Raw genomic sequence first — 23,267 nt, forward strand, 5'->3', positions numbered from 1 at the left:
AAAACGATACTTTCCTCAAGTATTTGCCGCACCGAAATAGTTAAACAAACATTAGCATTCACCGCTAGTTGCAAGCAACAAACTGTGGGGTTACAGCAAAATTAAGCGCATTTTTAAGCAATAAATTTAATTATAGAATGCTTGGAAATCCGCAGTTTTTACTTAGTCAGTTACAAATTCAGCTGATTTCCTGAGCTAGTTTTTAAACAGACTAACTACTCTTGGCCCCGCGTGTAGTCGATGGTCAGCCTAAGTAATTCGTTTGTATTTACGGCCACCTACTGCGACATAACCCCTACATTCTTCAGATAGGATGGCGGTGGGTCAGGGATTGGCCCACTCGTACCGTACCCTTGTCGCTCTATATGTTTGAGGGGTGACAAGATATGGCATATCCGCTTAACGCAATTATACCTACTAAATACAATACTGCATCTTTTGTATTTGAAGGCGACAAAGTGCCCTTTACGCGCTGGTTGCTGGATACTGAGAAGCTTATGCCCTTTTTGATGATGCAGGCTTTGCACCTTGCCACGTTGCGCCGCATTACATTGAAGCTGGAGTGCGAGTTTTATATCAAAGGCGAATCAGCGTTTTTACTACAAGGTAAAATGCCAGAGCTGAGTGCGCTTCCAGCCTTCGAACGCAGCACCTTGCAACGCCTGCTAAAAGAAGCGGCAACCGACCTGCTGGATACGTTTTTTCCCGTCGACAACGCTGGTAAAAGTGACACACCACTATCCCTGAAACTTTTTCTGCTGAGTTATTCTCATTTCTTGTTTGAACACTATAGCGATGGCGAAGTGGTAACCACCTCAGGGGTTATTCATTACTTGTTTGGCGGGCGGCCCTTTAATACCTACAAGCAGGCACTGAATTTATCACACTTTCTGCCCGACTCGCCTTTGAACGGTAAGCAGTTTCAGAACAGACACAAAGACAATACGGAGAATAGCAATGGCGAGCATAACATCGCCCCGATTATGCCTACGATGAAACAAATTCTCTGCAGCCCGTCGGTGGCACTTAAACCTTTGATCAACCGTTTACAACTCATCGCAAAGGCCAGCAAGAAGGATAAACCCATTGATGATACCGCACTGCTAGCAGCGTTTATGATGGTGAAGTCGGTACGCGACACATTTAAAGCTATGATGGGGGTAAAGCACGATATTATCGCTCCTCTAGCAGTTAATCAGTTACTGCAATTACTGACTGAGAGCGTGGACATGCAACTTTGCTGCTCAGGGGAAGATGATGGAAAAAGCTGGTTTGCTACCAGGTTACCAGACGTTACGCCAGCTCACTTTACCCAGTCGGCAGCGAATTTGTTGCAGCAATGCTGCGAATATGATGGCACAACGGATTCTACCAGTCTGTCGAATCATGCAATCTCTGAGTTGTGTGAAAATAACAGGGTAAACACATCGTCTATATTTTCAGAGTTTGTTACTTTTAACTTCCAATTTAACGAATCAAAAGAAAAGCGTTGCCTGCTGAGCTTAGTAAAAAGCCAGATGGAAGCCGATGTGGTTGGGCAGCCGACTGTGAAAAAAGCACTGCTTAGTAGCCTGCGCCAGCAACTTGATGGCGTGCCGAAGGAACAGCGGGGACCAGTATTTATTTATGGAGCCTCGGGCGTGGGAAAAACCTCTTTGGCTAGATCCTTCGCCAAATCACTCAATGTTCATTTGGCAGATAGCTACGAACTGCAAGTGATCAACATGGAGCAGTTTTATCATAAAAACGCAGCATTACAACTTTTCGGAGCGGGCTTTCAATTTAACGCCGCTAACCTTGGTACGCTTACTACGCCAGGTGAATTTATCCCAAAACGCATCATCGTATTTGATGAAATAGAAAAAGCACATGCCAACACTATCAATGCGCTGCTTACATTGTTATCAGAACACCAGGCGAAAGACGCTTCATCTAATCGGATGGTAGATTTCAGCGAGTGTATTTTTATTTTCACTTCAAATGTAGGTGAACAAAGTCGCACAAATGGTTTCGCCACTGATTACCGGAGCGAGTTGGCCACTACTTTCAGCCCTGAATTTATCAACCGTATTTCTCGTGGCTCGGTAGCCAAAGCCACCCCATTAAAGGAATCCGAAGTTGCCAGTCTCGCAACACAGTTGGCATATGATTTGGCTCTTGAATTCAATGCGGATATAGATGGCGATATAGCTAAAGCTATATGTCATCTGGCAGGCGAGCTTAACCCCAGAGCCATGCTTGGAGCAGTTGCCAGACTTCGTGCTGAGATTCGTGATGAACTTGATAAGTCTTTTATCGATAATTGGGAATCAATACAGAAGCTCATCATTGAGTTTGATTCGAATGCAATTAATGACACAGTTGAGAGCTTATCGACATTTATCCATCGTCATTATTCACGAGTATGGCAATCGTCACTGTCACTACAAAGCGAATCAGGTGATGATGGAATGGTATTGCGACTTACATGCAAAGCCACAAAACCACTTATAAGCCTGGCAGACAGACAAACGCCATTTATGCACTTTGTATCAGACACTAACTGCCACTATCACGATCTCATCGGTAATCGTGAGGCAATAGGAAACATACAGCAGATGGTTAGTATGCTAAATGCGCGTTGCCACTACACCAATCTTTCTCAGACCAAACCTTCTCATACCTTATTGGTAGGTAAACCGGGAACAGGCAAAACGCATTTAGCCAGAGCGATTGCCAATGACTTTGAGGGGGTGTTTATCCATGTAAATGCCTCTGAGTTGACTATTGGTGACACAGATAAAAATTTGAAAACCCTGTTTACCGCGGCTCGAAAATATGCACCTAGTATTGTGTTTATTGATGAAATTGATGCAATAGCAGCAAAAAGGCACCCTAACACCAAAACGAATAACATGATGGTAAATTCGTTACTAACCGGGCTAGACGGGTTTGATACCAACACCGACGCAGTGCTTGTGGTAGGCGCGACCAACCACCCCGATTACATCGACGATGCCGTGGTACGGGCGGGCAGAATGAGTAACAGGCTCACGCTTAACTTTCCTACCCAAACCGAACTGACAGCTTACCTTAAAAGTAAGATAAAAGAAGAAGAACTCACTCCGCATTCCGCTGATATTTTAAGAGCCATTGCTGGAAAATTACAATACCACCCAGTAGCCATGGTAGATACGATTCTGCATAACGCATTGGCCACGACCAACAAACATGGCAATATAGTTCACGCCCTGATCACCGCCTTTATCAACCAGATAGAAGGTGAACCCGAAGCCGAATGCGACAGAAACGATAGTCAAGCCCGGCGATGCGCCTATCACGAAGCCGGCCATGCGCTAATTATTGCCGAGCTATATACACCCGAAGATGTGCTGGCAATCGATATTTGCAAACGAGCCAATACCGAGGGCGTAGTACTATTTTCAGATCTTCAAGGAAAATACGGAATTACCCGCGCCACAATCAAAAAACAGTTACAGGTGTTATTGGCAGGGCGTGCAGCAGAACAAGTATTGTTAAACGACGCTGAGCAGCTTAGTCGGGGAGATGCGCTGGATATTCGAAAGGCAACAGAACTGGCAAAAAAAGCAATCAGTCAATGGGGGCTGGGGGGCTTTAGCGACATGGTGGATAAAAGCCAGTTCAGCATGAGCGAAGCAGAACTTCTTGATGAAGTACATGTCTGGATGAAAGATGCCTTCGATAAAGCCTTTGAAATCTGCAAAAAAAAGCAAAGTGAACTCGCTCGCCTTTCTACCGCGCTACTAGCTCAGCATACCTTATACTACTCTGACATTCAGCGTTTATTAATGCCTAAATGCGTAAATCACGTTCACTAGCACCAATAAAAAAAGCCGCAATTTGCGGCTTATTTGCTTTGAATCGGAGTCATAGAATAACCTCTGGGATGAGTATCTTCTGAGCACACGATGGGTTTAAAGCAAGATAACAAGTCCATGTCCCTGTAAATCGTTTTTTTGGAACACTCAAACCCATGAGTGGCCAGATCCTCTTGTAATTGAGCAACAGTTTTATGTTTAGGAAGTCTGGGAATCAGCCTTTCCAACAAAAAACAACGAGCTACCCTCTCACCCGAACCTTTAACGACAGACGCACTAATTACCTTTTCCATTATTACCTACCTTTGTTGAGTTCGGATTCCTTCCTATTCACAGATAGCAAGCCATTGCTGACTCTATCTGTCTCAACATCAATCAAAGATTGATTTGCTTCCTTCTTGCATGGTAGAGCACGCTTTACAGCGTTATTCTTTTTAGTCATTAGTAAGACCAGTTAAATTTAGGATTTTTATTCGACTATTGCAACTGAAATCTCTCGTATGCAAATAAGTAGTATTACTTAAATTTATGCTTTGATGCTTTCCTACAGAGTAACGGTGAATAACAAGTGAAAATTAGATTTAATTGCTGCTTGGGACATTTTCTGTCCCGTTAGGCTGTTATGATTCCATAGATAAGGCAATTCCTGAATGCATCAGAATAACTAAATAAGCACGAATGCAACTTGCGGTTGAAATAAACGTTGAACTCGACGGGGAAAAACATAAAACGATTGGCGAAATTGTTCGTAGCTGTATTCTCATTAAGCGGCAGAGCTAACTCGATCATTAATAAATGACAGATCATTTGAACAGGACGAATTTAAAGATACTGCGACTGACCTTAATTAGTTGGACTTTGGGATAAACATTAGTCAATACAATAATTATGTGGTACACCGATTATGCGTAGGCGGTGGCTATTTGGGATGGCATTTACCTACACGGAGGAGACCTTTGCCTTGTGAAATAAGGTAGCCAATTAAGCAGACGCTGACCATGAAAATCAAAATAAATATGGTATTGGATAATTGTATGAGTGGGGCTACAGTCCTCGCATATCTATCACTGAAGGTTTAGTCTAGAAAAACGCTTTTTGGCTAAACGTCGTTAAGCGCCGTGAAAGTCCATTGCCAATAAGGATATTTACAATCATGGCGAACAGGGGTTTAGGTAGTATCGTCAGGCGCGTTGTATCTGTTATGAATTGTGTGGCTGACTTACTTTAAAATAAGAATCTGCTATCAAAGCAAACTATACGCACGTTACGACAAATATAATTGCACTTGCCGTGAAAGGGAGTTGAGTACGAAAGTATCCAAACCTTATATACGCTAAGGGAAATAAGAAAACTCAAATCAGGTATGATGGAAGCAAAAACCTATGTTTAAAAATTCGTCGGCTAGTACTAAAGGGAAGCAAGCAGCGTTGGAAGAAAGACAGCGTGTACAGTTTGATGAGCGGAAACGTAAGTTGCGCTTAAAATACAAGCAGAGTAAAGAAAGTGCTGAAAATAACCATGAAAACTGCAGACAAAAAATAAAAGTTATGCACTTGCTTTTTAGTGTAGTTACACCTTTGATTACCATGATGGGAAAATGCAAAGAGAGCTTAAATTACAAACAAAGTCACAGGGTAAGATTTCTGCCATTAGAAGGTCATAACTACCAGTTAAATACCCAAGCGAAAGTAAGTTTATTGGATAAATTTAAAGATTTTTTGGTAGTTAATAAAGGAGTATTTATTCTGGTTTTAGGAATTATCCTAATAAGACAGTTTTTATTTACATGGTACTTAATTCCAAGTGCTTCAATGAACCCTAACCTTAAAGAGGGTGATCTTGTCTTTGCTTCGAAACTAGCATACAACCTAGAAATACCTCTTGCTAAACAAATAATATTCTTAGGTTCTCCTGAGCGTGGAGATATTGTTAACTTCTTTTATGAAAATACAATGTTTGTTAAAAGAGTTATTGCTAAAGAAGGTGACAGGATAAAGATGATTGATAACAGGTTTTATATTAATGGGGGAGAATTATTACTACATGAAACTCCAAGCAAGGATGTTGAGAATAAAATATTTAAGAGTCAAGCTTGTATAAATTATTACACGTTTGAAGAAGTGAACAGTATTGGTAAGTCATATCAAGTTATATACGCCGATGGGTTTAATGATAAACATGCTGAAAAACTAATTATAGACTTTAAAGAATTTTTAGTTCCAGAGAACTCATTCGTAATGATTGGTGACAACAGAAATATGAGTAAGGATAGTAGGTACATTGGACTTGTCAAGCAAAGAGACATCAATTCAAAAAATCATTTTGTCATCATAAATATTTATGATGTATGGGAATACCTGACTGGCGAGTTAGATACTGTAAGGTTTATGATTGCTCTGTAAGCGTGGATAGGCCGAATATATAATGCATCGAATTTTTTCATTCAATCATAAAATAATAAATAATGAAAGTTCTTATAATCGTTTTTACATTTCTATATATATTGATAGAAGTTGCTTTTAGAGCAAAGCTTATCGATTTGGTATCCTCTAATCCTTCTTTAGATGATATTGAAAAACTGGAGATAATAGGAAGAATGATTTCTTCTTTAGGTCTAGCGGTTTTAGTATCTTCGTACATCAAATTCAAAGAATTTAAATTAATCAATTTAATTGTTAAGATAGTAATTGTGTGCCTTTCTTTTGTTGGTTTTTACTTTGCTCAAGAAAAGGCTTTGGATTTAATTGTTGAAAGAATTCCTACTGAAATAAAAAGGGATGCAATACTTGTTTCTACCTATAGGGAAAATGTATTGTATGAAGTCAAAGATAAAGATGTAAATGGTCAATATAAAATATACTTGGCTTCTTTACCATATATTAGCATGGATAATGAAAAACTATTGTCTTATCTTTCTGAAAAGCACAATGTTGTTTTTGCTCAAAATATTGAGAACAATATCTCTGATTATGAATACAATACTGCATTTCAAATGTGGGCAACTGATTCAGAAATTTTGAATGAAATGTGGATGAATTATCTTCGTGCAATGGATAATATAAAAAGAAGTGCAAATAAAAAATATACTGATAGGGAAAAAAGACGCGAATTCGAAACATATAAATTTCAGGCAGAAAGATTATATGGGAAATATCGTTCATTGATTCTGTCTATTTTTGTATCAAATTATGATAAAGATGATGAAGATAATACATATGATAATTATATTTATAAAACGAGAAAAGGAACTCAAGAAAGCTCTTTTTCTTGGAGTATAGGTTATGATTTTGATTTTAAATTTTCTTCTGTGGATGAATACATTAGTTATTGGAATCATTTTTACAATTATGCAGTTATAAAGCGTATTGAAAGTAGATTGAAAGCGGCTCAATTTATTCATAAAAAATACTACGGTGTTGAAAAATCATATGATAAATTTTTTGAAGATTACAATTCAAAAATGAGTTCTTATGGTGATGATATCTGTAGCCTAGTTAATACTTTGCCTACTGATGTTGATTTCGATAAAGAAAAATTAAAAAACAATGCTGTTAATGTATTTTATTCTAGAAATGGAGAGAATAAAGTTCAATATGTTGATATAGATTTTAGTCTAGATGGAAAATATTTGATTTGTGATGCAAGAAAAAAATCAAGAAAAGTACACTTAGCCTTTAAGTCTGTAGCTGATTTTATTAATTCGTATTATTTTGGTTTTAATAGAGATATTCATTCTAGAGATGAATTTTTCAGAAGTGAATTTGGGAAAAGAATGTTGAAAAAATCTTTTGCTGACATAGGATGGGTGTTGCCTAATGGTTATGATCCATATAGCCCAACAATGTTTGCAAGGGAATTTCCTAAATACTTAAAAAACAAAAGTCAGAATATGTTGAATAATGAAATTGCTAGATTAATCAATATGAATACATCTGATTATGTTGCTAAATATGGAAACGTTCCTAAAAACGCTGATGAAATAGGTTTTTATAATATTTCAGGTGTTAGTGTGTTTATAAAGGAAAATCTACCATTTTTTAGTAAATCAGATGGAAAATGGAATGTTTTTTATAAAGGTGTTGGTCTAAATAAATATTTTGAAACCAGAGCGCATGAAATTCTAACTGACTACTTTGAAAAGAGAAAGCAATTAGAGGGCGGTATCAAAATACAAAACTTTAGAGGTGATCGAGTAGAAATGAAGTTGCTCGACTCGTTTGCAAAACTTTCTATTCTTCCTGTATTTATAATGGTTATTTCTACAGTATTTATTTTATTGAATATTGCGAACCTTATAATTTTAATTTTTAAAGTTGAAAGAGTATCTTTTAAAATTGGAATTTATCTATTATTTTTTATGGTGATTTTTGGAATGATAAATTATGAGAACTTAGAATCACTAGATGGTACTGAAAAAAACATTGTAATGTACTCTGATGATAAAACTATCAAGGTTTTTTACTTTATGAAAAATTCAGAATCATTATTGGGTTGTCTAAATATTCTAGAAGATAGCTTTGAAAATCTATTTGATGAAATATAAAAGAGGGCTTAATGCCCCTTTTTTATTTAAATATGTTTTTAATTCTCGAATCTAGATAGTAAGTGCACCACCTATGCTAAAAGGTGAGAAGATATCTACTGCCTGTTGGCTTGGGTGGTACCCCAGAGTCGCCAAACATATAGAAGTGTTTACTGAGATTTACAGGCAGTTGAACGAAGGATCACGATATCAGAATCAAGCGTATTTGCACAAATATTTAAGTTTTAGTGAATAGCCAGTGACTTAATGTTAGCCATACCCCAATGCGTTTAGAGATAATTCGCAACTCGATCAGTGGATGGTACTGAAAAAATATAGTGATGCATTTTAGTGAAAACAGTATTAAATTCTTTTTCTTAAAGAAAAACTCAGAGCCTTTGTTGAACGGTACTTATATTTTTTGTCTGTTATTCGATTAAAATTTTATGACTTTTTAAGGAGATTTGATGACGCAAAAAGCTGCCGCTGTCTGTTCACTGACCCAATTGACATGGCTGAGACATCTTTTCAAATTAGTTTATACATTTGTGAAGTGGATAAGCTCCCAGTGCGTAAGTGGCTGAACTATACAAAGCTAAGCCGTATGCAAATAGTAATGTTAATGTGTATTAACGCAACCTATAAATATCCATGTAAAACAACTAGCTACTGCCATGAAGTTACATATAATCTAAATGGAACAATCAGAGCTCATCACATTTTACGGCTTCGGTTGTGCAAACTGCGGGCTAATAACTATGAATTAGCTTCCACGGATTGCAGACTAAAACTCGTCATAGGTTGTTATCGTGTCGTTATGACAATGATTAGATGATTTGTGGTTTGAATTTGTACGCCTAAGCTCGAAGTAATGACTTTAGAGTTTAACCACCTAGCTTTGGGAAACAACATACTGTAAATTAATGTCATGAAGTTACTCTCCAACCCGCTGGATATGGATGGTCCGGTCTGCTGTATAGGCTTGTCTTAGACATGCTTAATCACCTTCCTCATCATCACTGCTGATTCCAAAATATGTAGTCGCTAACTGTTTCTGCGTGTTGGGGTTTTGAATCAAGATTTGTAGTGTTGAGAAGTGCATGATCCTGAATAAAGACAAAAAAATGATTGGCGTATTTGAGCCTATCGACTGGGAAACACCAGAAGAAGCTAAGTATCTTGATGAACTAGACGTAGAGGGTATAGCCAAGCGAAATGGCAAAAAGAATCTTCCATTCAGTTCTGATAAATCGCCTGACTCAGCTGAATTAACTATAAAAGGCGCGATAGAAAAAAAGATTCACCAGGCCAGCTTAAGCGCTCAAAAAGCTTATGATGCTGTAGCAAGTTCAATTGAATCAATCTCTATCGAAGCTGAAGCGTCTCTACTATTGCAACTTCCTGACTCGTTCGAGAAAGAATCTGCTGTGGAGCTCACGGCCTATAAGACTGAGCATTCTCAGGCAAAATCCGAAGTTGATCGGCTGGAAACTGATTTCGAGCAATTCAAACGCCAAAACAATTTGCGCCGGGAAGCGGATTATCCTGAAAGTAAATGGCTTGTGTATGGTATTGCTGCCTTCATTGTTCTTGGTGAAACTTGCTTAAATGCGATGTTCTTTGCCGAGGGGAATGATCTGGGGTTATTCGGTGGGGCAGGGCAAGCATTGGTTGCTTCTCTGATCAATCTGGTGATTGGTTGGCTTGTCGGCGGGATGTGTCTCAGATACTTAAATCATGTCGATAAAGTTAAAAAAGTTGCCGCTGGAGTTGGGGGAATGGTTTTAATATGTCTTGCCCTAGCTTGGAATCTTCTTGTGGGCCAGTACCGAACGGCTTTAAGCATTGATCCGGACAATGCGAATGCACTTGCTGTAGAGAGATTTATAGAATCACCTTTTGCATTGTCTCAAACAGCATCCTGGATGCTTTTTGGCATTGGGCTGCTTCTTACGACGATTGTTATCATTGATGCCTACAAGTCAGATGATGCTTATCCGAAATTCGGAAAAATTGACAGAAAGCTTAGAGATGCCATCGATGATTTAGCTGAAGTGCTTAATGAATGGCATAGATCCATGAATGAACTGCACGCAGAATATCTTGAAAAGGTTGACGAAAATTTTCATATTTGTCAGGAGCGAGCAGACCGTCTAGAGCGAAGCCATCGAACTATTAAGCAACAGATTTCTATTTTGGATAGATTTGTCGCTGCGCACAAGCAGGTTTTTGAAAGTTGTGTGCTTACTTATCGCCAGATAAACAAGCAAAACCGAGAAGACGAAGCTCCCTCATATTTTGACCTAGGACCCCAATCAGAGTTTTCTCATGATTTTCATCCTGATGCTGTAGAAGACAAGCGTTCTGTCGTAAGGCAACGTCGAGATGAAATTGCCAACCGGTTACCTGAGATAAAAAATCAGCTGCTTCAGATTTACAAAGAAAAGGTTGAGGAGCTTTAGAATGTCTCGGAGAAGACAAAAAAAGAACAAGCAGAATGCTATAGGCATCTCCTTATTACTTGTTGTTTTAATTGCATTTGGGGCAGGTGCGTATGTGTATTTCAGTAAAGTCAGCGCCAAGATTGTGCTTGATAAGGAAACAAACTGCCCCGTGAAAGGGGTTTATAAACGTACTGCGATTTTGATTGACACGACAGATTCATTGTCTCGTGATCAATCTTTCTATCTTAAGAAAAAACTTGATGAAATAGTGGAGACCGCTGAGTTATATCAGCGTTTTGACATCTACTATCTCAATGCGTCGTCTGAAGAGCTCGCGGCTGCAATCAGTGTTTGCAATCCAGGGGATGGCGGCGACAAGAGTACATTAGATAGTAACCCTCGTCGGTTAAAAGAGCGTTGGCGTGAAAGGTTCTTCGATAAAGTTGCGGCCCTTTTCAACGACTTGGAGAATGTTCCCACTGCCGAGCAGTCTCCAATCATTGAAGGCATGAAGTATGTGTCTATCGATGCGTTTGTAAGTTCGAAAGCGTCATCTAAAGAGCTAATCGTAGTTTCCGATCTGCTGCAACATTCACCTTTATTCTCACATTACAGGAGCTCCTTTAGCGAAAATGAAGTCAGTTCAAATGCAAACCTCAAATCCTCGTTGCCGTATCTCGATGGAGTTTCAGTGAAATTCATGTATGTGGTTCGTCCAGCCTATCGTCAATTGCAAACAAACAAGCACATGGTCTTTTGGGAGAATTTGGTTAGGCAGAGTCATGGCGTCGTTGAAGACGTTGAGATGGTTAAGTAATAGAGAGAATCATGCAGTCAAAGTATCTTTCAGGTTTAAGTTTAAAAAGTATTGAAAAGCACGCGATTAGAAAGCTGTTTATTTCAGCCGTTATTGTAGGCAGTATCGGCACTGCGTTCGGCACAATAATCGGTTCACCTTGGACAGCAATAGGAGTGCCAGTAATTGTATTGTCAGGCTATATCTTTTGGACTGTGCGAGCTGAAGTAGACGTTCCTGCCCTCATCATAGGGGACAGCTACTATTACCTTGGTTTTATTTTAACGCTTGTTGCGCTTACTGCTTCTCTAGTGTCGTTAGGTGATGCAGACGTTTCAATTTCAAATATTATCGGGTCCTTTGGAGCAGCTATGACAACGACAATCATAGGATTAGTCGCACGTTTAGTCACCACGACCTTTTCCATGGAGTCTACTGAACGCAGGGAAAGGCTTGACCGTGAAATTGAACGGGAAATGGATAGGTTTCTCGCTCAACTTCGAACGATGACTGAGAAAGTGACTAGTGATTTTGTTGCTATCACCACAGATATAGGTCAAGCGGCACTCGATACAAAGGACGCATTCAAGCACGCGGGAGATGGGCTGAATACCACGACCAAGGCAATCAGTGAACAAATTGACTTGTCAGTGAATAACTTGTGTTCCCGGATAGATCAGGTGAAAGTCGATCCGCAGTTAGTTGAAAAGTCCGTGACGAATGCATTGGAAACGTTTTCAGCAGGAGCATCAGCCCTTTCCATGAGCTATAAAGACGCTACTGACAAAGTTGCTGCTGCGAATGGAAGATTGGTCACTCAATATGATTCTTTTGAAGACTCTATGGCGAGGCGTCAGGATAAACTCATCGGTATTTTTGGAGATAGTGCAAAAGCGCAAGTCGAGGCCCTAAATCGTTCACTCGAGAGTGTCGCTACGGCAGTAGCAGGCAACAAAGGTGAACTGCAGAGTCTAACCAAAGAGTCGAAACAAGCCATAGCGGATGCTACGCAAGCTTATATTGAACAAATAGAGGGTCAAAAAGAGATAATTAAGGAAATAAGCAACAATATAAAGAATGTGGAAGTGATATCGCTATCCTCAGCTAAGATCATGAATAAACACCACGAGGTGCTGGAAAAAGAAGCTGCCCTGTTTGATGAGAAAAAAGGTTCGATTACTACCTTAAGAGAACTTAACGAAAGCCTCATAGCGTCACTAGGAAATGCGAAGAAACATATCGAGCAGCAGGATGATATACTTGCGGCGTCGTCGCAGAAAATGGAAAACTCACTATCTGCTGTTGAACATGCTTCTCTGTCTCTGAAGTCCATGAATGAGCTTGCTGCAAAAGATCTCAAGAATCTCTATAGCAGTCTGAATTCTGCTCTCCAAAAACTTGAGGCAAAAGTGGATTAATGAGTAATATTTCTCCCGATAAGTCTCAATCTATCGTTGAGACATCGCTGACAGAACTGGCATTTATCTTTTTTTTCATTTTGCTTGCTTTTGCAGCACTGAAAATTGGGGAGCTGGTCGCCAAAGAAGATGAAGCATTACAGGAAAACGAGCAACTTGAGGCTCAACTAGAAAAAGTCCAGCAGGATAATAATACTTTGATTGCGACGACCTTATCGATGAGAGAAGCCGTTAATTCTCCTACTCTGATTTCGCCGGATGCGGTATTTGAAGGGTTATCAGAAGATACTGAGAAGGCTATTAACTACATTCAGCGCCAGAAAGACTTAGAAGCTCAATTACCTGAAAAAGAGATGGATGCTGGTCAACTCGACCAATACATTAATGTAGTCAAGATTCTACAGGCCTCAAACAAAGCAAAAGACGAGAAAACTGTTAATGAAACTCCGGAAGAGTTAGCAAAGCGTATCATGGATGACATGCAGATGCTGAAAGGGCAGAATGCTAATCTCCGGCAGCGTTTGGGTGATGAAGGAAATGGTCTCGACCACCCACCTTGTTGGGCTGATGAAGACGGCAATATTCAATTTGTCTATCAAGTGACCATCCACGAGAACCACTTACTTGTTAATCGTGCATGGCCTGATGCTCTTCAAGGGCGGGTTGATGGCATGCCTTTTATTACAGATGCACTGGGGCAGTATGCGGACAAACGGGCTTTTTGGAAAGCCACCAATGAGCTATATCAAGACTCTGTTACTAAGGAATGTCGCCATTTTGTCAAAATTGTTGATGAAGCGGACAGCAAAGATTCTTTTAAGTCTTACTTAATCGCTATAGAGCGTCATTTTTATAAGCTTTTATTATGAATACAAACTTAGAGAACAGTGAAGAGAGGGTTGCGTTCTTGAAGCAGTGTCGTCAGCTAGATACGCTAGCAGCGCGAAAGAAAAATAAGCTGAGATCATGCCGTTTTGTCAGAAAGCTGAAAACTGTGCTCAAGTGGCGATAAATTAGAACCTTACCATTAGTAGCGTTAATATAAATCAGCTTAACGCTACTAATAGAAACAAGTTTAAAGCTCGATGAACTCTAACATTCCATCTTTTGGTTCAAGGTGGAGATTTTTTGAACAAAAACTTTCATGAAGTTGATAGTAATTAAAACTGGATTATTCTGTTTCATGAAGCCTTCAGATACTGAAGAGATGTAGTCAGTCAAATGTGTGCAGACAATGTTAGCGATAAATTAACATAATCAAAAATGTTTATATAAAACAGGTAGCTATTGTCACTAGGCCATATATACTCGAAGTAAGCGCATTATTTTTTTCTTTGCAAATGAGTATTTATGGCTAAGCAGCTAGCAAGACACGACATCGACGACACGCTCTACGTTTTCCTGCAAGATAACAGTAAAAAGTGGTACGCCCGTTTTCAACTTTTCGGGAAATGGCACTGCAAATCAACTAAACAAGTTGATAAAGAAGAAGCTATTGCAGCGGCTAGATTGCTACGCATGGAGTGGAAAATAAAAGCGGAAACAGGAACTCTTACAACGAGCAAGCGTTTTCGCGATGTAGCTGCGAAGAGTATTCTAGCTATGGAGCATGAGCTTGCGCACGGCGGCGGTAAAGTTAGCTACAAAGACTACATGGGGGCTTTGAAAAAATATCATATTCCATTTTTTGACCGCACGTATATCACTTCTATTGACCAAGACAAGCTCAAAGAATTCGACATATGGCGAATACAAAAGGCTGGTAAGGTTCTTAACAAATCCACTCTGCTAAATCATAACGCTGCGCTACAAATGGTGTTTAAGGCTGCTGTCGAAAACCAATGGATGTTGCCAGTTCAGGTTCCAGTATTAAGTAACAAAGGAGAGCAGGGGGCTAGACGTGCTGCTTTCAGTGAAGTTGAATATGAGAAGGTTGTTGAAACTCTAGAAAACATGAGGGACAACAGCCGCAAGGAAAAGACTAGACAAATAAGAGAGTTGTTGCTTGATTATGCTGACGTAGTCATCAATACAGGTATTCGTCCCGGCACTGAAATGGAAGAACTAACTTGGGCTGACATCCTCATGACAAGGCAAGAGCACCAGGTTATTTTTAAGATTAAGGTAAGGAAGGGTAAGACTACAAAACATACTGGGACGAGAACCGTCGTGTGCAAAGATGAGTTTGTATTCCCCCTAATGAACTTAATGGAACGTTTTCCGAATCGCCGACCGTCTGACAAGATATTTGTACTAGCTGACGGCTCAAGTACCAATGAGCTAGGCAGAACCTTTGTATCAGCTTTAGAAGAAGCTGGATTAAAGACCAGCCCAGATGGACCTAGAACACTCTATTCGTTGCGCCACACCTACATAACATGGCAATTACTTAGCCGAACTTTAAGAGTTGATGTACTCGCTCGACAATGCGGTACTAGTATTGCGATGATAGAGCAACATTACAGTCATGTCGTTCCTAGTATGTTTGAGCAGGAGCTATCCGGAGTAACGTTCGAAAACAAAGAAGAAAGGGCAAAAAGCAAACGTGCGCTCGCACGAGGATTGAAAACTAGAGAGTTACTTACACAGCGCTTCAAAACTTGGGAAGCTGAGTATAAGAAGCGTGGTTGTATATAGATTTACAAAAAAGGACTAAAAAGATTTCACACCCACTTATGTATATCGTCGGAGATACTGAGAAAAAAGATTTTCCATTGATTTTGACTATAGGTCGAGAACCTAATTACGGAGATGTCTTAACAGATGATATTGGTATTATCGATGTGGATGAGTTCTCTGCAATGAAAGGAGGGGTCTGGGTTACAGCTTATACTCAATTTGCTAAACAGTATTTTGGGGCACAAGGCTCTTCGGGTGTTCTTAAAAAATTGTGTTTTAAAAAGAATTCTTCACCGATTGTGTTTACAAATGCTTTCCCTATGGGTATTCCGAATGAGACCGCCGATAAAAAAGCTATTCGAGCAGAGCTTATTGACCGCATTCCTAAACATATAAATAATCTGTTTTCGAAAGACCTCATCAAAAGAGTGATGCTTGTTGTACAACACGGCACTGACTCTTCAGAGCCATCAACTCTAGCGACAAAATTGATCAAAGAAAAATGTGGCGAGCTAAACTTAGCTTATTGCTCAACTGCATTTTTCTACAACGGAAATTCAGCGAAAATACAAACTTCTTTAGAGATGGAAAGTTCAACGATAAGAGTTATATTTGATGAGTTTAATGAGTATTGAATTCTCGCTTTAATTAAGGTCGATTGGCTAATGAAGTTTTTTGACTTTGTAAGTCTCAGTCATTTTATTAGCACCTCAAGCTGATCCTGAGTCAGACTACGTACTAACTGCGAAACCTGATCTTTCTCGACTCTTGGCGAGTTTGTTGTCAATACTGCAAATAAGCCAAGTATTCCAATAAACAAGTGGTACGGTTCAGTTCTAAATTCTGAGTCTGCTAACAATATTATGGAGTTGACAGCATTTCCGATAGATGACCCAAAAATCATCGCGGTAAAGCGTAGCTCTGGCAAATACATTGCAATCCGTGGAGAGAAGTATCTTGAATTAGATATATGCATACAAAAGCAAACGCAACTTCAAAAAATAGAAGTGTTTTTATCATCCATTTTAGTCTTATGTTTGTGTTTTCTGTACAATATCATCATGATTCATCATTTTCGCTTTTTCTTTAAATGAGCGAGCAACCACCAGAGCTACTTCTGTTTTCTAAAGCATCAGCTAATCCACTGCATAATTTCCTCTAAGATTCTTTAGTTAGATTTTTATTAATATGATACTTGTAAAGAGTTTCACGAATTTTTCTGTTTATCTTCTTCATATGGTAAGGCGATGTAAGTTTGCTTTATTAAACTTAAAGACTCTTTGAGGCTTCCTCTGACCTCATAAATAAAGGGGGTTGCACCGAAGCGAAAATTTAAGATCCTATATAGACGGTATTGCTCACCTTTATCTTTCGAAACGTTTAGTTGGTTTTGAGTGATATAAAATGGTTTTTTTTCGTTATCACTTGAAGTTGTCTTTACCTCTATGTAAATCTCTTTAACTTTGTCGTCTATTAAATCGTAAGAGAGAATATCGTAACCATAAACATCGCTTTCATCTGAGATATGAGTGATTTTTGATACGTACTCAGCTAAACCAATATCTTTGAGTCTTTCACGCTCATATCTAATCACATAATCTTCTCCTTTTAACCCAAGCTTTGTGTTTTTAGAGTGGAGCTTTTCGTAATCAATTTTTCCTTTTACAGAATTAAACTGAGAGGAGTTTTCTTTAAGTTTCTCTGAAGGTTTACAAATCACATTAGGTAGAGGCATAGAGTAAACGTCAATTTCGTCAACACTGTTGATTGCTTTTGGCACGATTAAGAAGTTATACTCTCTGAGTACTGAGAAACAGACAGAGCTTTCGCCGCCATCTATACTTTTACTGGGGATATCCTGGCCATAAACATTTGAAATAGCAGTCGCTAATACGGCAATCGGTGGATACCTGTCTGAGCCATGAAGTAAGTCAAATTTTGTTGAAGGTCCGTAAATTACTTTGTAGTTGGAGTTACCGGTTCTCAGAGAGTCTATCGCTCTAAGGAAGTCAGCTCTATCTAAACAAGAGCAAATTTTTTTTAGATTCTTTATCTTTTTTGTGTTCTGGCTATATTCAACACTTCTTAAATTGACTCTTTCCATGAAAATAATACAGTAAAGACTGCGTGGATCACGGTGTCCGCTATAAGCTCTTTTAGACACTGAACTTGAGTCGAAGCTTTTTGCTCTAAATAAACCTTTATAGATCCATCTATTGGAACCAAGCTTGATAAACAACGGGTACACACCATTTTGCTGTCGAAGTAAGTTAGTAACTTTTACTACAGAATCTTTATCGCCAACTGTTAATATATCAGGAGCAAATGGGTTCATATCTGCTGAAATAGCGAAACCTTTCACTTCATTATCAAATGTCCTTATATAAGATCTACCGCCTGCTGTGTATTCGCAGACAACATCATGTGTATAAGTTTTACCTACTTTTAACGCCTTCATATGATTCCCTATGGGCCGTAATATTCCATTAACTAGTTAATAATAAGTCGTGATACTAAAAATAGCACCACAAGTAACTTAACTTAAGATCGTTTAGACAGTCTACTAATAAGCAGTAGTCTATTCACTAGAAAAAGGCTTTTTCTTTCAACAAGAAATTTTCGTAGGCACGTGTCGACTTTCCAGTAGGTTCAATACTGAAAAAATGCTCTGTTGATGACTGTATGACCTTGGCATCTCAAGCATTAACTGACGTTCCAATCAGACTAAGGAAGTCGAAATATCAGCTATGACTTGGCAGTCATTCCTGATAGCAAATGGTCCAGAGGGAAGTATGAGTCGACATAGAAACTGTCATGACAACGCAGTTTGGTAAGGTTTCTTCCAACTTATGATGCGAGAAGGAATCAAAAAGAACAGCTACTCAACAAGATAAAGCGCTTGAAGCTATATATTCGACTGCATCGAAATATTTCATAACTGCAAACGCAAACATGGTTCCAATGATCGGCATTCACCAGTAGAGTATTAAAAACGCTACATCCAACAACTGGGAAATATCTAGGTTGGCATTAGCGATTCAACACGCGCATTAATCTCCATATAGGCTGGGTGATTAGCACACCAAGTCTTAACTCATTGATAAGATTGGTATAGGAAGCAAATAGCGATTCTCCCTATATAAAAAGGAATGCTCAATGTCTAAATTTGACACACTGGTTGATCTGCTTTCAGAGTTAGTTTCGAACCTAAATCAACCTAAAAAGAAAGAAAGCTTTATCAGTCAGTTTTTTAAAAATCCATTTGTTATTACAGTTTTAGGTGGGGTGATTTTAACATTCGGAACGAATTGGGTTTCTAAGCAGTATCAATTAAGAGATAAGCAGTCTGAAGCTATCGCATTACTTGAATCTGAACTTCCGAAGGAATTAGCTTATGTCAAACATCAGGCAATGATACTGTCTGTTTTAGAGGAAGCTAATTGCGATGAAAATCCAGATTATTTGCTAGACAAACCCTACGTCATTGGACTTACTGGTAGAAGTTGTCAGGAAGCAGAGAGTGAATACCTGAAGTACTATCAGATTGTATTGAACAAACCAGCTGGGGCCTCTTTAATTAGAATCAGGTCTCTTTTTGAAAGTCCAGAAATCGATGAAGGAGCAGAAATCCTAAACGGAATTGTAGGACTGCTGTCCACAACATCTAATTCTCTTTGTATAGTAAATGCAGCTGATCAAGCTAGACTTGTTTATGATCAATTAATTGATATGACTATTGATGAAGTAGACGGAAAATTATTAAACAAATCACCAGAAGTTTTCGATTTGACAAGGTTATCTGAAAAATGCCCGAAAGAAGATCTATGTAGTGCGCCTGGAAAATTATCACTATTTGTGGATGAAAAATTGTGTGATGATTTTTAGTCTAAAATTATGTTAGAAGAATAAAATTTCAGCAGCATACTGCCTTTAATTTCTTGTGTAATATTAAGTGATGGCCTCTTTGCATAGTGGCCTGCCCAGATTGTTTTACCACCCTAATCAGCTCTTCCTCTAAAAATATGAAGAGATTTGGCGTCTATAAATCAATAGAATTACAGTTACGCTTTGGTCTTTCCAATCCACTCATTTTTGTGAAATTCGAGCGATATAGATAAATAACCCTAAAATTAGGTAACGTTAATGACGATTAACGTTACCTTTTAAACGACAGCCCTATTGATATAAGACTTATCTATCCTAAGACTATGGACTTTTAAACGCCTTACAGGAAATTACAAGCCAATGTCCGTTATTTCTTAATTGATAATGTTAGAGATTGGCTTCACGACATCATAGGGAATTTCGGTGCTAACTTCTTTTAGCTTTTCTTCACTATACCCAAAACCTGCCAGTATGATTTTTAGGTCTTCTGGGTTCCATTTTTTATAAGTTACAGAGTGACTTGGAGCGCCTACCAATGAAGTAAACACTAGTTCTTGCTGTGATACAGATTCAGGAACTAAAACTCTTGGAAGAACCTTACCTGCTTGGTATTGCGACTTTAATAGAGCAAACTGGCGGGTCCCTGCAACTACTAAACGATACTTCCCAACCGCGCCATAAAGCTTTGAATTGTTCGAGTGAAATAAAGCAAGCTCAATGTCACCTTCTTCATCGATTCGAAAACTTGCATATCTGTGACCATATATTGCGTCGCTTTTATTTAGATAATTTAAAAACTCATCAAATTTATTATTGTTAGCTTCATAGTTTACATAACTACTTGGGGGCATAGTCGCCATCAGGTTTTCGGGAGTAAAAAATTCGTTAATCGGTTTTATGCTTGTAATATAATCGTAAGAATACAAGTCTGTTATATATGTTTTGCCAGCATTAAATCTTGCTTCGCTGTCTACAGTGTACGTAGATTTTCCTTTAATATTTTTTTTGACGAATACAAGCTCAGTACCGATGGCGAAACGAATCATATAACTACCATAGCCAACATATGTTGCTTTGACGAAAGCCGACAATTGATTGTTATTCGACGCCTCTTCGAAAGTTTCAGCTGTACCTTCGTCAGCAAAGCGTACATTTACGAGACATTTATCGCCTTGAAGCTCACCGAGAGGATTCACGGCTAAATATGTTGAACCATAATTATCTCCACCAAGCGTTAAACTTTCGGCGCATACTTCTGTTGGTAGAAAAACGGTTTTACTCATGCTTTCAAAGTCGAATGGTAGTGAACCATCAACCTCCACATCAAATAGCGCAGACTTCCCTTCAAGCATGTTAAAAGGGGAGTTTACTTGTATTTTGGAAAATAACTCCCGAATATCTTCTGCAATCCGACGCTTTTCAAACGCATTTTCTTCATTGTAGGCTTTTAACAACTCTAAATATCCATCAGGCAATGCATGTGAAGGGATATAGAGGAATTGAAGTGGGTCCAAATCCGCGTCAAGGGTTTTGGTATTTACTGTTTTACCAATGGGCTTAGTTATATCATTATTATATATGTAAACAGTTTCAGCACTTAGTGATGAGTACAAGATTGAGTTGAGCTCTTCACTCGATTGGGTTGGCAAACTTGCCAGTTCAGATGGTGCGTTATTTATATATTCATCGTGTGAGTTAACTAGTTCTTTTGTGCAAGCGCTGCTTAAAAAAACAGAAATAATAATTAGAGCTCTTTTTATCATTTTTAATCCATCGAAAAAGGTACAACGATAGCAAAAGAGAAGGTCGCTTTACGATGCATTCCTTTGCCAACTAAAAAACTTTAACAATCATAGCATTAAAAAAATAAAAAAAGTGAGTCATTTCATATCGATGCCGCAGGCAAATCTATGCTTTAGCAACTTTACTGTGCGACGGTGGCTGGTGAGCAGTAGCGTAAGTTATCTTTATCCCTCCTCATATGTACTTAACTTTTCCGTTTTTTGGTTCCTGTAAATGTACACATAATACTTAGCACTCATAGCGGTCCTTTATTTTTTGTAACTGATCGTATTAGCGTAGAGCTTTTCCTTATTAGACTGTACAAGTAACAGTTTAAAGATGCTTGGTATTGAGGTATCTGTATTTGAGATATATCGTCTTGGGCTGTTTGAAGCAGTTCAATTGCAGTAGACAAAGACACAACTATATCTAGGACAGGAACCTTAAAGTGGTCCTTATCTGTATCTGTATCTGTAAGCGCGATAAGGTTCGTTAATATCACCTCAGCTCTATCAATATGAATGTTTGCCTGTAATCGCTTGTCCATAATCGTTCCGACATTTTAAATTTGTAGAACCCAAAGTATAAACGACGAGTCTTTTGCCAGTATGCTGTACTTGAGACTAGAAATACTTGTTAGAATATAAACGACGGAAATGGGCACCTAGTGTTGTTTTTCTCATATGCGAAATTGTATAACGTAGAGGGACTATGAATAAGGTTATCGCTTACAGTTTATTTTTCTTTGCTTTAACTGCTTGCAAAGAGCCTGAATCAGCTGCTTTACCAGTCGTAAAGCAGTCTTCATCAGGCATCTGCCATGATTCCAATAGTCCTTTTTACGAAAAAACGAAAAATTACAAGTCGTTTTCATCTTTGAGTACTTGCTTGGAAGCTGGGGGCAGGCTACCTAAATCACAGACCTCACAATACGATAAAGCAGAAAAAGAGGCCGAAGAAGAGAATCGAAGCTTTGTTTCGCTCTACGATAGAAACGATTGGCCACACTGGGTAGACGAAGACAAAGACTGTCAGAACACACGACACGAACTTTTGATTCAGACGTCCCAAATACCGGTTACATTTAAATCAGAAAAGGGATGTTTGGTCATAAGAGGGAGTTGGTATGACCCTTATTCCGGCGAAGTCACCGATAATGCCACTGAATTGGATTTGGACCATATCGTACCGCTAAAGTTTGCTCATGGCCATGGAGGTAATTTTTGGTCCCGAGAACAGAGAAAAGCATTCGCAAATGACTACGATAACCTTGTTTTGGTTAAAGCTTCTCTAAATAGGCAGAAAGGCGCTAAAGGTCCCGACGAATGGTTGCCACCGAATCACCAATATCGTTGTACCTACATTGGTAATTTCATGACAATCATAGAGAAATACAAGCTTCACCTTGTTTCCAGTGAATCAAGGGTAATTGACAAGATGCAGGCAGCATGTAACTAATCTAAGATGAATCAGTCTCAACTTGATCTGTCAGATTCGAATAATGGGACTCAATCAAATCTGACAGTCGCATATGTGCCAACACCGGACACTCGATTTCAGTCTTGCATACCTAATATGAGGTGTTTTTGCATTGGCGAATTCAACCAATAATTACTATTTATGCTATCCATTTATTCAAAGCATTGACGCGTGAATTTCTTGAATCGCGTAGAGATTAAATAGAGTCTGATATAGGCCCTCTGATACCCTAAAGGTGAAAAACTTATTTGCCCTTATGAGTTTGTAAAATCTCGTGATACCTTTTAAAGCAAGTCTATGATGAGCACCTTCGTAATTCAGGTATAATCGTGAATACATTTTATGTGTACTAGTGTGATTACCAATGGATACTGATGGTATAAGTACCATGCGATTTTGACGTAATCACACTAGTTTTACTATACACTTTAAATTCGTTTTATATTTATACGCTTTAACGATAGCCGGCTCACTTATATTTAT

13 protein-coding genes and 1 pseudogene are annotated in these 23,267 nt (G+C 38.7%); 12 read left to right on the forward strand and 2 right to left on the reverse strand.

Annotation, left to right across the window (positions count from 1 at the left end; genetic code table 11):
* Positions 1-386 precede the first annotated feature (386 nt).
* The 9 genes from AWH61_RS08345 (at position 387) to AWH61_RS08390 (ending at position 16,273) form a co-directional block, all read left to right on the forward strand.
* Positions 387-3,839, forward strand: coding sequence for an AAA family ATPase (locus tag AWH61_RS08345; RefSeq protein WP_075176789.1), 3,453 nt, complete (start codon positions 387-389; stop codon positions 3,837-3,839).
* A 1,382-nt stretch (positions 3,840-5,221) separates the two neighbouring features.
* Positions 5,222-6,241, forward strand: coding sequence for a signal peptidase I (gene lepB, locus AWH61_RS08355; protein WP_075176791.1), 1,020 nt, complete (start codon positions 5,222-5,224; stop codon positions 6,239-6,241).
* 62 nt (positions 6,242-6,303) lie between these two features.
* Entirely contained in the window at positions 6,304-8,382 is a 2,079-nt protein-coding gene (locus AWH61_RS08360; protein ID WP_139308978.1) for a hypothetical protein, read from the forward strand.
* 1,079 nt (positions 8,383-9,461) lie between these two features.
* Entirely contained in the window at positions 9,462-10,823 is a 1,362-nt protein-coding gene (locus AWH61_RS08365; RefSeq protein ID WP_139308979.1) for a hypothetical protein, read from the forward strand.
* Position 10,824: 1 nt separating this feature from the next.
* Positions 10,825-11,622, forward strand: a complete 798-nt coding sequence (locus AWH61_RS08370; RefSeq protein WP_075176794.1) for a hypothetical protein — start codon at positions 10,825-10,827, stop codon at positions 11,620-11,622.
* Positions 11,623-11,633: 11 nt separating this feature from the next.
* Complete coding sequence (locus tag AWH61_RS08375) at positions 11,634-13,019, forward strand: hypothetical protein (protein WP_075176795.1); 1,386 nt, start codon at positions 11,634-11,636, stop codon at positions 13,017-13,019.
* Complete coding sequence (locus AWH61_RS08380) at positions 13,019-13,888, forward strand: hypothetical protein (protein ID WP_075176796.1); 870 nt, start codon at positions 13,019-13,021, stop codon at positions 13,886-13,888. The genes AWH61_RS08375 and AWH61_RS08380 overlap by 1 nt, the downstream gene beginning before the upstream one ends.
* 481 nt (positions 13,889-14,369) lie before the next feature.
* Complete coding sequence (locus AWH61_RS08385) at positions 14,370-15,656, forward strand: tyrosine-type recombinase/integrase (protein ID WP_075176797.1); 1,287 nt, start codon at positions 14,370-14,372, stop codon at positions 15,654-15,656.
* Positions 15,647-16,273, forward strand: a complete 627-nt coding sequence (locus tag AWH61_RS08390; protein ID WP_075176798.1) for a hypothetical protein — start codon at positions 15,647-15,649, stop codon at positions 16,271-16,273. The genes AWH61_RS08385 and AWH61_RS08390 overlap by 10 nt, the downstream gene beginning before the upstream one ends.
* Positions 16,274-16,845: 572 nt before the next feature.
* On the opposite strand, the gene AWH61_RS08400 is transcribed toward AWH61_RS08390, so the two are convergent.
* On the reverse strand, positions 16,846-18,096 hold the full coding sequence (locus AWH61_RS08400) for a protein NO VEIN domain-containing protein (protein ID WP_075176800.1): 1,251 nt from the start codon (positions 18,094-18,096) through the stop codon (positions 16,846-16,848).
* A 295-nt stretch (positions 18,097-18,391) separates the two neighbouring features.
* On the opposite strand from AWH61_RS08400, the pseudogene AWH61_RS20360 reads away from it, so the two are divergent.
* Positions 18,392-18,628 (forward strand): annotated as a pseudogene (locus AWH61_RS20360) (IS3 family transposase); the annotation flags it as partial.
* Positions 18,629-18,794: 166 nt separating this feature from the next.
* Positions 18,795-19,523 (forward strand): hypothetical protein, encoded by a 729-nt coding sequence (locus AWH61_RS08405; protein WP_075176801.1) that lies wholly within the window; start codon positions 18,795-18,797, stop codon positions 19,521-19,523.
* 374 nt (positions 19,524-19,897) lie between these two features.
* On the opposite strand, the gene AWH61_RS08410 is transcribed toward AWH61_RS08405, so the two are convergent.
* Positions 19,898-21,286: a hypothetical protein gene (locus tag AWH61_RS08410; protein WP_075176802.1), complete on the reverse strand. Its 1,389-nt coding sequence runs from the start codon at positions 21,284-21,286 to the stop codon at positions 19,898-19,900.
* Between the two features lie 730 nt (positions 21,287-22,016).
* Here AWH61_RS08410 and AWH61_RS08420 point away from each other — a divergent pair.
* Complete coding sequence (locus tag AWH61_RS08420; RefSeq protein WP_075176804.1) at positions 22,017-22,763, forward strand: HNH endonuclease family protein; 747 nt, start codon at positions 22,017-22,019, stop codon at positions 22,761-22,763.
* Positions 22,764-23,267 lie beyond the last annotated feature (504 nt).

Source organism: Alteromonas sp. W12 (assembly GCF_001924945.1).
GTDB classification, from domain to species: Bacteria; Pseudomonadota; Gammaproteobacteria; order Enterobacterales; family Alteromonadaceae; genus Alteromonas; species Alteromonas macleodii.

Excerpts from the sequence above, each read along its gene's own strand:
- AWH61_RS08345 (WP_075176789.1), top strand. The coding sequence starts at position 387 with ATGGCATATCCGCTTAACGCAATTATACCTACTAAATACAATACTGCA.
- lepB (WP_075176791.1), top strand. The coding sequence starts at position 5,222 with ATGTTTAAAAATTCGTCGGCTAGTACTAAAGGGAAGCAAGCAGCGTTG.
- AWH61_RS08360 (WP_139308978.1), top strand. The coding sequence starts at position 6,304 with ATGAAAGTTCTTATAATCGTTTTTACATTTCTATATATATTGATAGAA.
- AWH61_RS08365 (WP_139308979.1), top strand. The coding sequence starts at position 9,462 with ATGATCCTGAATAAAGACAAAAAAATGATTGGCGTATTTGAGCCTATC.
- AWH61_RS08370 (WP_075176794.1), top strand. The coding sequence starts at position 10,825 with ATGTCTCGGAGAAGACAAAAAAAGAACAAGCAGAATGCTATAGGCATC.
- AWH61_RS08375 (WP_075176795.1), top strand. The coding sequence starts at position 11,634 with ATGCAGTCAAAGTATCTTTCAGGTTTAAGTTTAAAAAGTATTGAAAAG.
- AWH61_RS08380 (WP_075176796.1), top strand. The coding sequence starts at position 13,019 with ATGAGTAATATTTCTCCCGATAAGTCTCAATCTATCGTTGAGACATCG.
- AWH61_RS08385 (WP_075176797.1), top strand. The coding sequence starts at position 14,370 with ATGGCTAAGCAGCTAGCAAGACACGACATCGACGACACGCTCTACGTT.
- AWH61_RS08400 (WP_075176800.1), bottom strand. The coding sequence starts at position 18,096 with ATGAAGGCGTTAAAAGTAGGTAAAACTTATACACATGATGTTGTCTGC.
- AWH61_RS08405 (WP_075176801.1), top strand. The coding sequence starts at position 18,795 with ATGTCTAAATTTGACACACTGGTTGATCTGCTTTCAGAGTTAGTTTCG.
- AWH61_RS08410 (WP_075176802.1), bottom strand. The coding sequence starts at position 21,286 with ATGATAAAAAGAGCTCTAATTATTATTTCTGTTTTTTTAAGCAGCGCT.
- AWH61_RS08420 (WP_075176804.1), top strand. The coding sequence starts at position 22,017 with ATGAATAAGGTTATCGCTTACAGTTTATTTTTCTTTGCTTTAACTGCT.